We start from the raw sequence: 13,906 nt of genomic DNA, 5'->3' as shown, positions 1-13,906 counted from the left end.
GGACACGCGGCGTTTTCATAGACAAGTTTCGCAATAGATTTATGTCTGTTTCCAGCGAAGCGACTGAACCGCTTCGCTTTTTTGCAAAAATCCTATTCTGCGGCCTCCGCGTAGGATTCCAGCGGCGGGCAGGTGCAGATCAGGTTGCGGTCGCCATAGACGTTGTCTATGCGGTTGACCGGCGACCAGTATTTGTCCACGCGGAATGCGCCGGGCGGGAAGCAGGCCTGTTCGCGCGAATAGGGACGATCCCATTCGCCGACAAGGTCTTCCACCGTGTGCGGCGCGTTCTTCAGCGGATTGTTGGTCTTGTCCATCCGGCCGTCTTCGATGGCGCGAGCTTCCTCGCGGATCGCAAGCATTGCCTCGCAGAAGCGGTCGAGTTCGGCCTTCGTTTCCGATTCCGTGGGCTCGATCATCAGCGTGCCGGCAACGGGCCAGCTCATGGTCGGTGCGTGGAAGCCGCAATCGATTAGGCGCTTGGCGACATCGTCGACCGTCACGCCGGCGCTTGCGGCCAGCGGGCGGGTGTCAATGATACACTCGTGTGCCACGCGCCCATCCTTGGACTTGTAGAGCACGTCATAGGCGCCCTTGAGCCGGGCAGCGATGTAGTTGGCGTTGAGGATTGCCACCTTCGTCGCTTGCGTCAGGCCTTCGCCGCCCATCATCAGGCAATAGCTCCAGGAGATCGGCAGGATGGAGGCCGAACCAAAGGCTGCGGCCGAGACCGCACCACTGCGGCCGTCCGTTTCCGGGTGACCGGGCAGGTGAGGAGCCAGATGCGCCTTGACGCCGATCGGGCCCATGCCGGGACCGCCGCCGCCATGCGGGATGCAGAAGGTCTTATGCAGGTTGAGGTGGCTGACATCGGAGCCGATATCGCCGGGACGCGACAGGCCGACCATGGCGTTCATGTTGGCGCCGTCGAGATAGACCTGACCGCCATGCTTGTGCACGAGATCGCAGATCTCCTTAACCGTCTCCTCGAAGACGCCATGCGTCGAGGGGTAGGTGATCATGCAGCAGGAGAGGCTGTCGGCATATTGCTCGGTCTTGGCGCGGAAGTCGGCCATATCGATATCGCCATCGTCGCTGACCTTGACCACTACAACCTTCATGCCCGCCATCTGTGCCGAGGCGGGGTTGGTGCCGTGCGCGGAAGTCGGGATGAGGCAGATGTCGCGATGACCCTCGCCATTGGCAATGTGATAGTTGCGGATGGTCAGCAGGCCCGCATATTCGCCCTGCGCGCCGGAATTCGGCTGCATGGAGAAAGCGTCGTAACCTGTTACGGCGCAGAGCTTTTCCGTCAGGTCATCGATCATTTCGCGGTAGCCGAGCGCCTGATCGGCCGGGACGAACGGATGGATATCCGAGAATTCCGGCCAGGTGATCGGCAGCATTTCCGCCGTCGCATTGAGCTTCATGGTGCATGAGCCGAGCGGGATCATTGAGCGGTCGAGCGCCAGGTCGCGGTCAGAGAGACGACGAATGTAACGCGTCATCTCGCTTTCGGCACGGTTCATGTGGAAGATCGGATGCGAGAGGTATTCGCTGGTGCGCAGCAGGGTCTTCGGCAGGCGGTAAGACGGCTCGAAATCGGCGATGCGGAAATTGCCGCCGAATGCGCGCCAGACGGCTTCCACTGTTGCCGGGCGCGTGCGCTCGTCCAGGCTGATGCCGATCTTGGTTTCACCGACCTTGCGCAGGTTGACGCCTTCGGCGACGGCTGCACGCAGGATCAGACCCTGCATGTGGCCGACTTCGACGGTGATCGTGTCGAAGAAAGTCTCCGGCTCGACTGAGTAGCCCAGCTTTTCCAAACCCTTGGCCATTAGCACGGCCTTCTGGTGGACCTGTTGTGCGATCGCCTTCAGGCCCTGCGGACCATGGAAGACCGCATACATCGAAGCCATGACCGCGAGGAGCACCTGGGCGGTGCATATATTCGACGTCGCCTTTTCGCGGCGGATATGCTGCTCGCGAGTCTGCAGCGACAGGCGATAGGCGCGATTGCCGCGTGCGTCGACTGAAACACCGACAAGACGACCGGGCATTGAACGCTTGTAGTCGTCCTTGACGGCCATAAACGCGGCATGCGGCCCGCCATAACCAACCGGAACGCCGAAGCGCTGGGAGGAGCCGATAGCGATATCCGCACCCATCTCACCCGGGGATTTCAGCAGGGTCAATGCTAATAGATCGGTCGCCATGATGGCGATAGCGCCGGTCTGGTGCAGACGGGCGATCAGGCCACTGAAATCGTTGATGTGGCCGTGCGTGCCCGGATACTGGAAGATCGCGCCGAAGACATCCACCGGATCAAGATCGGTGAAGGGATTGCCGACGATGACAGTCCAGCCGAGCGGCTCGGCGCGGGTCCTGATCAGCGCTATGGTCTGTGGGTGGCATTCGGCATCGACGAAGAAGGCCCTTGCCTTCGATTTTGCGACACGTTCCGCCATCGCCATACCTTCGGCCGCGGCGGTCGCTTCATCGAGCAGCGAGGCGTTCGCGACATCGAGACCGGTGAGGTCGCTGATCATAGTCTGGTAGTTCAGCAGTGCCTCGAGGCGGCCCTGGCTGATCTCAGGCTGGTATGGCGTATAGGCGGTGTACCAGGCCGGATTTTCCAGGATGTTGCGCTGGATGACGGGCGGCGTGATCGTGCCGTAATAGCCTTGGCCGATGAGCGAAACGAGAACCTTGTTCTTGTTGGCGGTCTCGCGCAGACGGTCGAGCGCCTCGCGCTCCGTCATTGGCGCTCCCCAGGCGAGCGGTGCCTTCTGACGAATGGCCGGTGGCAGCGTCGCGTCGATCAGGCCGTCGAGGCTCTTATAGCCGATCACCTTGAGCATATCGGCCATCTCCGACGGAGACGGGCCGATATGGCGGCGATTGGCAAAATCGTATGGCTGGTAATCGGTGAAGGTGAATTCCGTAGGCGTCGTCATTATCCGATCAGCTCCTTGTAACCGGATTCATCAAGCAGACCATCGAGATCGCCGACATTCTTCAGCTTCAGCTTGAAGAACCAGCCAGCACCCATCGGATCGGAGTTGACGAGAGCCGGATCGGCGGTGATGGCTTCGTTGATTTCGGTGATCTCTCCGTCTAGCGGACAATAGACTTCAGAAGCCGCCTTGACCGATTCGACGGTTGCCGCGTCGGCTCCCTTGGAGAAGCTGGCACCGACCTCGGGCAACTCAACGAAAACGAGATCGCCGAGCTGTTCGGCTGCATGGGCCGTGATGCCCACGATTGCGACATCGCCTTCGACCTTCAGCCACTCATGTTCTTCGGTGAATTTCAGCATGGATAATCCTCTCTGGAAAAGACGTTCAGCGTTTGTAGGTAGGTTTAACGAAAGGCAGGGCGCTGACGGCGACGGGCAGATATTTGCCGCGCACTTCAGCGTAAACGGTGGTGCCGGGGGCGGTGAATTCGGTCGGCACGTAGCCCATGGCAACCGGGGATTCGACGCTCGGACCGAAACCACCCGAGGTGACTTCGCCAATTTCCGTCTTGCCTTCGGCATCGGCATAGAGTTTGGCATGGCCGCGCACCGGCGCCTTGCCCTCCGGCTTCAGGCCGACGCGACGGCGCGAGGTGCCGCCATCGAGTTCGCCGAGAATACGGCTTGCTCCCGGAAAGCCGCCGGCGCGGTCGCCGCCGGTCTTTCGGGCTTTCTGAATCGCCCATTCGAGTGCGCCTTCGATCGGCGTCGTCGTCTGGTCGATATCGTTGCCATAAAGGCAGAGGCCGGCCTCCAGGCGCAGGGAGTCACGGGCGCCAAGGCCGATCGGCTGCACATCCGGATGCTCCAGCAGCCGCTTGGCGATATCCTCGGCTTTGTCCGCCGGCACGGAGATTTCGAAACCGTCTTCGCCGCTATAGCCGGAGCGCGACACAAGGCAGGAGACATCGTGCAAGCGGCAATGGCGCACGTCCATGAATTTCATATAGGCGATATCAGCCCAGAGCTCGGCAAGCACGTCGACGGCGCGAGGTCCCTGAAGGGCAATGAGGGCGCGATCGAGTAATGTAACTTCGCAGCTATCGCCGATATCCTCTTGAAGATGCTTGAAATCCTGATCTTTGCAGGCGGCGTTGACGACGACGAAAAGATAGTCGTCCATATGGGCGATCATCAGATCATCAAGGATACCGCCCTTGTCGTCGGTGAAGAAGCCGTAGCGCTGGCGATTTTCGGCAAGGCCGAGAATATCGACCGGCACCAGGCTTTCCAGTGCGAGCGCCGCATCCTCATACTTGCCTGAGCGTGCGCGGATCGTCACCTGACCCATATGCGACACGTCGAAGAGGCCGGCAGAGGATCTGGTCCAAAGATGTTCCTTCAGAACACCGGGCGCATATTGCACGGGCATGTCGTAGCCTGCGAACGGCACCATGCGGGCGCCGAGGGACACATGCAGGGCATGAAGGGGGGTTGTCTTGAGGGCAGCGGTCTCGTCCAAATGACGCCTCCGGGTTTTGCGCTCGTTTCGAAGCGCAGAGCTCACAATTTCGGCGCGGTTGCGCCTGACGATGAGCCCCCTCTGTCTGTTTGCCTGAGATTGTTATCCCTTCGGCGAACGCTTGCGCGCTTCTCTCCAGAGTTCCGTCTGCCCCTTGCTGGTCCTTTGGCCTGAGAGTTTCCGGGGCGGTTGCTCCTTCGGCACCGGCTCGCGCCGGATTCTCCCAACAAGGTTGAGAGCCATTATCCGGTCCCGGGCAGAGATGGCAAGGGGCAAATGTCGTCGCTGAACAAATTTTTGTCGCGCCGATCAATCCTGCGTTTCCTAATGAATACGGGCCTTTGCAACAGAGATGGGAGAGGCTATCCCTTCTCATCGACTGAGGAGCCGGCAGGAGATGACCATGAACCGCAACTATGCCGCCGCATTGCTGATTTCGATTAGCGCATTTTCGCTTTCGTTCGATGGAGCTATGGCTGAGGATAGCGGCGCGATGAAATCCATGCCCGGTATGCACATGGATGCGGGTGCGGCACCTTCCGGTTCGGCCGCCGCCAAACTTGGTGATCTCGATATCAGCGGCGGCTATGTTCGGGCCATGCTTCCCGGCCAGCCGGTCGGCGGCGGTTATATTACCATCCACAACAGCGGCAAGACCGACGACAAGCTGACCTCCGTGACCTCCTCAGCCGCCGGCAAGGTGGAATTGCATGAGATGAAGATGGAGGGCGAGATCATGAAGATGCGCGAGATCAAAGGCGGCATCGCCATTCCCGCCGGCGCGACCGTGACGCTCGCTCCCAGCACGATGCACATGATGTTCAAACAGGTGAAGACGCCTTTCAAGCAGGGCGGCACGGTGCCCGTGATGCTGATGTTCGACAAGGCGGGCATGGTCGACATCAATCTGCCTGTCGTATCGGCCAAAGGAAATTGAGCCAGAAAATTATCCTGCCGTATAATTCCGGTTTCCACTTTTCCTCGAAATGCTCTAAAGCCACGTCAAAAGGCTGGGAAATCTCCGGCCGCGGGGCCAATCGTCCCGTCGTTTGAATTTGCATGATCCGCCGAACGCAGGTTTGGCAACGCCCGGGACATGCTGCGGTATTTGAAAGAAGAAGAATGGCCGGGATTGAGCATATTAAGGTCGAGCCTGACGAGGCCGGCATGCGCCTCGACCGCTGGTTCAAGGTGCATTTTCCAGGACTCGGCTTTGGTCAGTTACAGAAGCTTCTGCGCTCGGGCCAAGTGCGTGTCGATGGTGGCCGCGTGAAGACGGATGCCCGCGTACAGCCGGGGCAGGTGGTGCGCGTGCCGCCGCTCGATGTCGATGCCAAAGGGCCGAGAGGCGGGCCTATTGCCAGCAACGACCTCAAGCACTCCGGTGACGCCGAGCTTCTTGCGCGCATGCTGCTGCATGAAGACGACAAGGTCTATGTGCTGAACAAGCCGGCAGGCCTCGCCGTGCAGGGCGGTTCCGGCCTGACTCGCCATATCGACAAGATGCTCGAGGCATGGACCAGCAAGAAAGGCGAGAAGCCGCGCCTGGTGCATCGTCTCGACCGCGACACGTCAGGCGTCCTCGTCGTTGCCCGTACACGGGGTGCCGCGCAGAAGCTGACGGCGGCGTTCCGCGAGCGCGATACCAAGAAGACCTATTGGTCGCTGGTCAAGGGCGTGCCGCGCAAGCACGAGGACAAGATCTCTACCTGGCTGGTGAAGGAAGCCACACCGGATGGCGACCGCATGCGCATCGCCAAGCATGGCGAGGAGGGCGCAGATCACGCCATCTCCTACTATCGCGTGCTCGAGACCGCAGCGCAGAGCCTCGCCTGGCTGGAAATGGAGCCCTATACCGGCCGTACCCACCAGCTGCGTGTCCACGCGCTGCATATGGGCCATCCGATTATCGGCGACCCCAAATATTTCGATGAGGATCCGAACTGGGATTTTCCGGGCGGTGTCCAGAAGCGCCTGCATCTGCATGCGCGCCATATCGATATCCCGCATCCGAGCGGCGGACGCCTGCGCGTCACCGCACCTTTGCCGCCGCATATGGTTCAGACCTGGAACCTTCTCGGTTTCGATATGGAATCGGCAGGGGAGCCGGACGACGAATGAAGCTGGTCCTATTCGATTGTGACGGCACGCTGGTCGACAGCGCGCGGTTGATCCATGAGGTCATGGCGCGTACCTTCGTGGCCTTCGGCCATAAGCGTCCCGATGTTTCTGCGACGAAATCGATCATCGGCCTGACGCTCGATATCGCCATTGCCCGCCTGCAAGGCAAGCCGCATGTCGACGACGAAGCGATTGCCATGACGGCGCATTACAAGTCGATCTTTCCGGAGGTGCGAGACGAGGCTGATATGCAGACGCCGCTCTTCGACGGCATCAAGCCGCTGATTGAGACGCTTGCGGCCCGTGATGAGCTGCTGATCGGTGCAGTCACGGGTAAATCCCGCCGCGGTTTGACCCATATCCTTGAGGTCAACGACTTCACGCCCTATTTTATCGTCTCGCGCACCGCCGACGATTGCCCGTCGAAGCCGCATCCGGCGATGGTGACGGAATGCTGCGACGAGACTGGCATGGATCCGCATGACACGATCGTGATCGGCGATGCGATCTACGACATGCAGATGGCAAAGGCGGCTGGTGCGACTGCCATTGGTGTGGCCTGGGGCTATGCTTCCGTCGAGGAGTTGCTGGCGGCGGGAGCGGATGCCATCGCCCACCATCCGAACGATTTGTTGAGCCATATTCTCTGAGGTGACGCCATGCGCGACCTGTTGAACGATCTTTCCGAAGGTCTCAGCCATCCCGATCCGATCCGCCGTGCGCAGATCCAGATGAAGAAGCCGTTGCCAAAACGCTTCTACAAGGATGTGACGATCAACGAGGAACATGGCAGCCATGCTATCGCTCTCGATGGCAAGGTGGTGAAGACGCCGGCGCGGCATTCCCTGGCCATGCCGACGGAAGCGCTTGCCAGACTGGTTGCCGCAGAATGGGTGCGTCAGGTCGACGTGATCGATCCCGCGACCATGCCGATTACGCGCCTCGTCAATACCGCCATCGATGGCGTTGCGACGGAGAGCCAGGCCGTATTCGACGAAATCGTCCGCTTCTCCGGCAGCGATCTGCTCTGCTACCGCGCCGACGGTCCGGAGCGCCTCGTCGCGCGGCAGTCGGAGCGCTGGAATCCGGTGATCGAATGGGCAGCGCACGATCTCGGCGCCCGCTTCATCCTGGCTGAAGGCGTCATGCACCAGGAACAGCCCGGTGAAGCCATCGCTGCCTTCGCCGCTGCTTTGCGCGAGTTTGACACACCGATGGAGCTCGCGAGCTTGCACACGATCACGACGTTGACAGGTTCGGCGATCCTGGCGCTGGCCTTCGCAAAAGGTTTTCTGCCGCTTGCCGAGGTTTGGTCGCTCGCTCATCTCGACGAGGATTGGACAATTGAGCATTGGGGCAGCGACGAAGAGGCCGAGCAGCGTCGTGCACAACGTTTTGAAGAGTTTCAGGCCGCGACCGAGGTTTTTTCCGCGCTTCGCAGTTGAATATTGTTGATTTCCAGTCCTTTATATCGATCTGCATATCTTGCAAATTCGAAAGTCGGGGCAGGGATCATGTTGTTGTGGAGGCCGAGAGCCATACCGGCGCTCGTGGGAATTCTGGCATTGGCCGCTTGTTCGAGCTGGTCCGTGGATCCTCCGCCTCCAACCTATGCCGTGCGCAGTGCAACCGTCATAGCCGATCAGGCACTGCCGCCGGTATCGCCGGCATTGGTTGCAGCCGTCAATGATCGCGTCAACGCCGCGATTGCGGCCACGAGCTTCGGTCCGCAATTGCCACCGGTTGCCATCACAGTTCGATTGAGCGATGTCCGCAAGGCGCGCGGTTTCAATCGCGACCGCAGCAGCGCCAAGATCAATATCGATGCCGCGGCAGCCGATGGCGGCGCTGTGATTGCGATGGCGTCTTTCGAGACCAGAACTGTCGCTCCTGATCCCGCCACCGCGGATGAGCTGATGGCGGAAGATATCGCCGCGCGGGTTCGTTCCATCTTTTCGCTGAACACGCCACGGCTCGCAAACTAAGCCAACAGCTTCAAACAAGGCTCGCGCCATGCTAAGCCCGAGCGATGATGGAGAGAGGGCCGCATGAAGGAAATCCTGCAGGAACTGGAACGCCGTCGCGAGATCGCAAGGCTTGGCGGCGGGCAGGTGCGCATCGACGCACAGCACGCCCGCGGCAAGCTGACGGCTCGCGAGCGCATCGATATCTTCCTCGATGAGGGCTCTTTCGAAGAGTTCGATATGTTCGTCGAGCATCGCTCGACCGATTTCGGCATGGACAAGAGCAAGATTGCCGGCGACGGCGTGGTGACGGGCTGGGGCACGGTCAACGGACGAACCGTCTTCATTTTTGCCAAGGATTTCACGGTCTTCGGCGGATCTCTTTCAGAAGCACATGCGGAAAAGATCACCAAAGTGCAGGATATGGCGCTGAAGAACCGGGCGCCGATCATCGGGATCTATGACGCCGGCGGCGCCCGCATTCAGGAAGGCGTGGCCGCGCTTGGCGGTTATGCCGAGGTATTCCAGCGCAATGTGCTGGCCTCCGGCGTCATTCCGCAAATCTCAATTATCATGGGGCCCTGTGCCGGCGGCGACGTCTATTCTCCGGCCATGACCGATTTCATCTTCATGGTGCGCGACACATCCTACATGTTCGTCACTGGGCCGGATGTGGTGAAGACCGTCACCAACGAGACCGTTACTTCCGAGCAGCTTGGCGGCGCCTCGGTGCACACGACGAAATCCTCGATTGCCGACGCTGCCTACGACAATGATGTCGATACGCTTTTGCAGGTGCGTCGTCTCATCGATTTCCTGCCGCAATCGAACACGGCAGCGGTGCCGGAAATTGAGTGCTATCAGTCGGTGACCGAGCCGGATAATTCTCTCGATACGCTGATCCCGGCCAATGCCAACAAGCCCTACGACATCAAGGAACTCATCCTGAAGGTGGCGGACGAGGGCGATTTCTTCGAGATCCAGGAAAGCTTCGCCAAGAACATCGTCTGTGGCTTTGGCCGCATCGAGGGTGCCACCGTCGGCTTCGTCGCCAATCAGCCGATGGTGCTTGCCGGCGTTCTCGATAGCGATGCCTCGCGGAAGGCTGCGCGCTTCGTGCGCTTCTGCGATTGCTTCAATATCCCGATCGTCACATTTGTGGATGTCCCCGGCTTTCTGCCGGGAACGGCACAGGAATACGGCGGCCTGATCAAGCACGGTGCCAAATTGCTCTTCGCCTATGCAGAAGCGACCGTGCCAAAGCTCACGGTTATCACCCGCAAGGCATTCGGCGGCGCTTATGACGTCATGGCATCGAAGCATCTGCGCGGCGATCTGAATTATGCCTGGCCTACGGCGCAAATCGCCGTCATGGGTGCCAAGGGCGCGGTCGAGATCATCTTCCGCAAGGATATCGCCGATCCGGAAAAGATTGCGGCCCACACGAAGATGTACGAGGATCGTTTCCTATCGCCTTTCGTCGCCGCCGAACGCGGCTATATCGACGAAGTAATCATGCCACGATCGACCCGCCGGCGGTTGGCGCAGGGCCTCAGGATGTTGCGCAACAAGGACCTGACCAATCCCTGGAAGAAGCACGACAACATTCCGTTATGAGCATGTGACAACAAGTCACGGATTTAACACGGAAAATTGATTGAGCGTCAGAATCCGTGTTTTCACGTTCATGCCCCTGCGCTCTATTGCTTCCTCGTGGGGGAGTTAAAACTGGAGTTTAACATGGCGCTTTCCGATCGGCTGAATCAATATCAGCCCTATGCTCTTACCGTATTGCGTATCGTTACCGGTGTATTGTTCATCGAACATGGTCTGCAAAAGCTCGTTGGCTTTCCGGCCGGCGGTCAGTTCCCAAGCCCGTTGCCGACCCTGCTTCTGGTTCAGGGTATCATCGAAATCGTTGGCGGATTGGCGACGATCGTCGGTTTCTTCACCCGTCCAGTCGCGTTCATTCTCTGCGGCAACATGGCGGTCGCCTATTTCATGGCGCATTATCCGAAGAATTTCTTCCCGGCCAATAATGGCGGTGACGCGGCGATCCTCTACTGCTTCGTCTTCCTGTTCCTGATCTTCGCAGGCCCGGGCCTGCTGGCGATCGACAACAATAAGAAGTAACCAGCCTCTCCGTCGGGCTCGGTTGAATTGCCGGGTCCGGCGAATAAATTGGTCTCTCGCGTGTTCACTTCGTTATCAGCGAAGCGAGTGCACTTTCGACAGGATCTCCTTCGCATCCCCTATCGAACGGAGATCCGCATGTCCCTTTCCGAGCGCTTGTCGCCTTATCAGCCTACTGCCCTTACCGTCTTGCGAGTCGTGACAGCGCTTTTGTTCGTCGAACACGGCACGCAAAAGGTCTTCGGCTTTCCGCCGGCGCCTTACGAAATCACGACGCTGTTTTTCGTGGCCGGGATCATCGAGCTCGTGGGCAGTGTCCTGATCCTGCTCGGGCTTTTCACCCGGCCGATCGCCTTTCTGCTGAGCGGCGAGATGGCGATCGCCTACTTCATGGTGCATATGCAGATCGACTTCTTCCCGGCTAACAATCAGGGAGATGGGGCGATCCTGTTCTGCTTCATCTTCCTGTTTCTGGTATTCGCCGGACCGGGAATCTGGGCGCTGGACAATCGCCAGCGCGGATGAGATCAGTCAGGCGGTGAGCTTGAGACCGGCGATGCCTGCAACGATCAAGCCGATGCAGAGCAGCCGCACAAGGGTCGCGGGATCACCGAGCAACCAGATGCCAAGCAGAACCGTACCGACGGTGCCGATGCCGGTCCAGACCGCGTAGGCCGTGCCCATCGGCAGGGTCTTTACGGCTAGGCCGAGCAGCACGACGCTGACGACCATGGAAATGACGGTGAGAATTGTCGGCATCGGCCGCGTGAACCCATCGGTATATTTCAGCCCGACGGCCCAGCCAATTTCGAACAAGCCTGCGAGGAAAAGCAGGAACCAAGCCATTTTACGCTCCTTTGTTAAGAGCGAGGCCGTCCCCGCGATATCTACGACCGGTCTGGTTGCCGGCCGCCGCAGTCGTCTGCGTATTTCCTATATGCCTTTGTCGACTGCCTATTTCAAGGCGATGACGCTACCTTTACTTTTCCAGACGTTCAGCATGCCACTTCAGGTGATCGTCCATAAAGGTTGAGATAAAGTAGTAGGAATGATCGTAGCGCTCATGCGTGCGCAGCGTCAGGCCGATGCCGGTTCCCTTGATCGCATCTTCGAACAGCCCGGGGCGCAGTCCGTTTTCGAGGAAGCTGTCGGCCTTGCCTTGATCGATCAGGAACTCGGGGAAGCGGGCGCCGTCTTCGACGAGCGCGCAGGCGTCATAGCGGCGCCATGCAGTCTTATCGCTTCCCAAATATTTCTCCAGCGCAGGTGCCGACCAATCGGCCGTCGACGGCTGCACGATCGGCGCGAAGGCGGAGCAGCTCTTGAAGCGCTCCGGATTCTTCAATGCGATCGTCATGGCGCCGTGGCCGCCCATGGAATGGCCGAAGATGCCCTGGCGGCTCATATCGGCGCGGAATTGCTTGGCGATGAGGGCGGGCAGCTCCTCGGTAATGTAGGTGTACATCTGATAGTTTTCGGCCCAGGGCGTCTCGGTGGCGTCGAGATAGAAGCCCGCACCTTTGCCCATCTGCCAGTTGGTCAGCTCATCCGGCACGTCATTGCCGCGCGGACTGCTGTCGGGGCAGACGATGATGAGGCCGAGCTCGGCCGCCATGCGGCGATATTCGCCCTTTTCCATGACATTGGCATGAGTGCAGGTGAGGCCGGAAAGATACCAGAGAACCGGGCGGGGCTCCTTGATCGCCTGCGGTGGCACGAAGACGGCGAAGGTCATCTCGCATTTGCAGGCTTCGGACTCATGCGAGAAGACACCCTGCATGCCGCCAAAGGCGGTGTTCTGGGAAATGATGTTCACGGCTGGCCTCCAGGCGTCTGATTGGTTTTTGAACGCCGGCAGAGCCGGTCGAAGGTTTCGAGAAAGGTGGAGCGGTCGCGCGGCGAGAAGGCGGCGTTATAGCCCTTGCTCTCACCGGTTTCGCGAAGATGTGCGCCGAGGTCGCGCATGGCCGTTGCCATGCCGATATTGGTCTTGTCGAAGATGCGGCCGGTCGGTCCAGTAACAAGCGCTCCGGTCGCAACACAACGGCCCGCGAGCGGCACATCGGCGGTGACGACGATGTCGCCAGCACCTGCGTGTTCGGCAATCCAGTTGTCGGCGGCATCGAAGGCGTTGGAGACGATGACATTATGCACCATGGGATCCCGCGACGGGCGCAATCCCGAATTGGCGACGAAAGTCACCTCGATGCTGTGGCGTTCGGCAACCTTCAGGATCTCCGGCTTGACCGGGCAGGCATCGGCATCAACATAAATCATGATATCAAATCTTTTCAGCTATATGCGGCGCATTTCTCACGCGCCGCATACGTCTCGCCGAGTGGCTTTCTGTGTCAGTAGAGCACGACGCTGCGGATGCTTTCGCCCGAATGCATGAGCTCGAAGCCCTTGTTGATATCCTCGAGCGGCATGGTGTGGGTGATCATCGGATCGATCTCGATCTTGCCCTCCATGTACCAGTCGACGATCTTGGGAACGTCTGTGCGGCCACGCGCGCCGCCGAAGGCCGTGCCCATCCACGAGCGGCCCGTCACCAGCTGGAACGGACGCGTCGAGATCTCCTGGCCGGCGCCGGCAACGCCGATGACAACAGACTTGCCCCAGCCGCGATGGCTGGCTTCCAGCGCCTGGCGCATCACCCTGGTGTTGCCGGTGCAGTCGAAGGTATAGTCGGCGCCGCCGATCTGGTCGGCCCCACGCTTCGTCATGTTGACGAGATAGGGCACGATGTCGTCGCCGACCTCCTTCGGATTGAGGAAATGCGTCATGCCGAAGCGTTCGCCCCAGGCCTTCTTGTCATTGTTGAGATCGACACCGATGATCATGTCGGCACCGGCAAGCCGCAAGCCCTGGATGACGTTCAAACCGATGCCGCCGAGGCCGAAGACGATTGCCGTTGCGCCCATCTCCACCTTGGCGGTGTTGATGACCGCACCGATGCCTGTGGTGACGCCGCAGCCGATGTAGCAGATCTTGTCGAAGGGGGCGTCGGGATTGACCTTGGCGACGGCAATCTCCGGCAGCACGGTATAATTGGCGAAGGTCGAGCAGCCCATATAGTGGTGGATCTTGTCCTTGCCGATCGAGAAGCGCGAGGTGCCATCCGGCATCAGGCCCTGGCCCTGGGTCGAACGGATTGCGGTGCACAGATTGGTCTTGCGGCTGAGACACGACGGGCATTCGCGGCAT

At 59.8% G+C, this 13,906-nt stretch carries 15 protein-coding genes and 1 riboswitch; of the genes, 8 read left to right on the top strand and 7 right to left on the bottom strand.

Features of this window, described 5'->3' with window-relative positions:
* Positions 1-92 precede the first annotated feature (92 nt).
* Genes gcvP through gcvT form a run of 3 tightly spaced genes read right to left on the bottom strand, consistent with a single transcriptional unit; the run spans position 93 to position 4,481 of the window.
* Positions 93-2,957 carry an aminomethyl-transferring glycine dehydrogenase gene (gcvP, locus tag PH562_RS14915; RefSeq protein ID WP_285173863.1) on the bottom strand — a complete coding sequence of 955 codons (2,865 nt, stop codon included), beginning with the start codon at positions 2,955-2,957 and terminating at the stop codon, positions 93-95.
* Entirely contained in the window at positions 2,957-3,319 is a 363-nt protein-coding gene (gene gcvH / locus PH562_RS14910) for a glycine cleavage system protein GcvH (RefSeq protein ID WP_112334775.1), read from the bottom strand. The genes gcvP and gcvH overlap by 1 nt, the downstream gene beginning before the upstream one ends.
* A 25-nt stretch (positions 3,320-3,344) precedes the next feature.
* Positions 3,345-4,481, bottom strand: a complete 1,137-nt coding sequence (gene gcvT / locus PH562_RS14905; protein WP_285173862.1) for a glycine cleavage system aminomethyltransferase GcvT — start codon at positions 4,479-4,481, stop codon at positions 3,345-3,347.
* 148 nt (positions 4,482-4,629) lie between these two features.
* Positions 4,630-4,717: riboswitch (glycine riboswitch) on the bottom strand.
* A gap of 167 nt (positions 4,718-4,884) precedes the next feature.
* On the opposite strand from gcvT, the gene PH562_RS14900 reads away from it, so the two are divergent.
* The 8 genes from PH562_RS14900 (at position 4,885) to PH562_RS14865 (ending at position 11,224) form a co-directional block, all read left to right on the top strand.
* The gene (locus tag PH562_RS14900; RefSeq protein ID WP_285173861.1) at positions 4,885-5,418 is read left to right on the top strand and encodes a copper chaperone PCu(A)C; all 534 of its coding nucleotides are present in this window, start codon (positions 4,885-4,887) and stop codon (positions 5,416-5,418) included.
* Between the two features lie 185 nt (positions 5,419-5,603).
* A complete protein-coding gene (locus tag PH562_RS14895; RefSeq protein ID WP_285173858.1) occupies positions 5,604-6,602 on the top strand; it encodes an RluA family pseudouridine synthase in 999 nt (332 codons plus the stop codon).
* The gene (locus PH562_RS14890; protein WP_285173857.1) at positions 6,599-7,252 is read left to right on the top strand and encodes an HAD-IA family hydrolase; all 654 of its coding nucleotides are present in this window, start codon (positions 6,599-6,601) and stop codon (positions 7,250-7,252) included. Before PH562_RS14895 ends, PH562_RS14890 begins: the two co-directional genes overlap by 4 nt.
* A gap of 9 nt (positions 7,253-7,261) precedes the next feature.
* Positions 7,262-8,047: an ATP12 family chaperone protein gene (locus PH562_RS14885; RefSeq protein WP_285173856.1), complete on the top strand. Its 786-nt coding sequence runs from the start codon at positions 7,262-7,264 to the stop codon at positions 8,045-8,047.
* A gap of 144 nt (positions 8,048-8,191) precedes the next feature.
* Entirely contained in the window at positions 8,192-8,587 is a 396-nt protein-coding gene (locus PH562_RS14880) for a hypothetical protein (protein WP_285173855.1), read from the top strand.
* A 63-nt stretch (positions 8,588-8,650) separates the two neighbouring features.
* Positions 8,651-10,183 (top strand): acyl-CoA carboxylase subunit beta, encoded by a 1,533-nt coding sequence (locus PH562_RS14875; RefSeq protein WP_285173854.1) that lies wholly within the window; start codon positions 8,651-8,653, stop codon positions 10,181-10,183.
* A gap of 123 nt (positions 10,184-10,306) precedes the next feature.
* A complete protein-coding gene (locus tag PH562_RS14870) occupies positions 10,307-10,699 on the top strand; it encodes a DoxX family protein (protein ID WP_095434967.1) in 393 nt (130 codons plus the stop codon).
* A gap of 138 nt (positions 10,700-10,837) precedes the next feature.
* Positions 10,838-11,224 (top strand): DoxX family protein, encoded by a 387-nt coding sequence (locus PH562_RS14865; protein ID WP_285173851.1) that lies wholly within the window; start codon positions 10,838-10,840, stop codon positions 11,222-11,224.
* A gap of 6 nt (positions 11,225-11,230) precedes the next feature.
* Here PH562_RS14865 and sugE read toward each other — a convergent pair whose 3' ends face one another.
* From sugE to PH562_RS14845, 4 genes are all read right to left on the bottom strand, one after another.
* Positions 11,231-11,545, bottom strand: a complete 315-nt coding sequence (gene sugE / locus PH562_RS14860; protein WP_285173850.1) for a quaternary ammonium compound efflux SMR transporter SugE — start codon at positions 11,543-11,545, stop codon at positions 11,231-11,233.
* Between the two features lie 133 nt (positions 11,546-11,678).
* Entirely contained in the window at positions 11,679-12,515 is an 837-nt protein-coding gene (fghA, locus tag PH562_RS14855) for an S-formylglutathione hydrolase (RefSeq protein WP_285173849.1), read from the bottom strand.
* On the bottom strand, positions 12,512-12,976 hold the full coding sequence (locus PH562_RS14850) for a YaiI/YqxD family protein (RefSeq protein ID WP_095434964.1): 465 nt from the start codon (positions 12,974-12,976) through the stop codon (positions 12,512-12,514). The genes fghA and PH562_RS14850 overlap by 4 nt, the downstream gene beginning before the upstream one ends.
* Before the next feature lie 74 nt (positions 12,977-13,050).
* The coding region (locus tag PH562_RS14845) for a zinc-binding dehydrogenase (protein ID WP_285173846.1) at positions 13,051-13,906 on the bottom strand (856 nt) is incomplete at its 5' end.

This window comes from Rhizobium centroccidentale (assembly GCF_030182565.1).
Classification (GTDB): Bacteria; Pseudomonadota; Alphaproteobacteria; order Rhizobiales; family Rhizobiaceae; genus Rhizobium.
The sequence above is the reverse complement of the archived record's forward strand: the minus strand, read 5'-3'. Positions and strand labels throughout refer to the sequence as shown.

Excerpts from the sequence above, each read along its gene's own strand:
- PH562_RS14900 (WP_285173861.1), top strand. The coding sequence starts at position 4,885 with ATGAACCGCAACTATGCCGCCGCATTGCTGATTTCGATTAGCGCATTT.
- PH562_RS14865 (WP_285173851.1), top strand. The coding sequence starts at position 10,838 with ATGTCCCTTTCCGAGCGCTTGTCGCCTTATCAGCCTACTGCCCTTACC.
- PH562_RS14895 (WP_285173858.1), top strand. The coding sequence starts at position 5,604 with ATGGCCGGGATTGAGCATATTAAGGTCGAGCCTGACGAGGCCGGCATG.
- PH562_RS14885 (WP_285173856.1), top strand. The coding sequence starts at position 7,262 with ATGCGCGACCTGTTGAACGATCTTTCCGAAGGTCTCAGCCATCCCGAT.
- PH562_RS14875 (WP_285173854.1), top strand. The coding sequence starts at position 8,651 with ATGAAGGAAATCCTGCAGGAACTGGAACGCCGTCGCGAGATCGCAAGG.
- gcvP (WP_285173863.1), bottom strand. The coding sequence starts at position 2,957 with ATGACGACGCCTACGGAATTCACCTTCACCGATTACCAGCCATACGAT.
- sugE (WP_285173850.1), bottom strand. The coding sequence starts at position 11,545 with ATGGCTTGGTTCCTGCTTTTCCTCGCAGGCTTGTTCGAAATTGGCTGG.
- PH562_RS14850 (WP_095434964.1), bottom strand. The coding sequence starts at position 12,976 with ATGATTTATGTTGATGCCGATGCCTGCCCGGTCAAGCCGGAGATCCTG.
- PH562_RS14890 (WP_285173857.1), top strand. The coding sequence starts at position 6,599 with ATGAAGCTGGTCCTATTCGATTGTGACGGCACGCTGGTCGACAGCGCG.
- PH562_RS14870 (WP_095434967.1), top strand. The coding sequence starts at position 10,307 with ATGGCGCTTTCCGATCGGCTGAATCAATATCAGCCCTATGCTCTTACC.
- gcvH (WP_112334775.1), bottom strand. The coding sequence starts at position 3,319 with ATGCTGAAATTCACCGAAGAACATGAGTGGCTGAAGGTCGAAGGCGAT.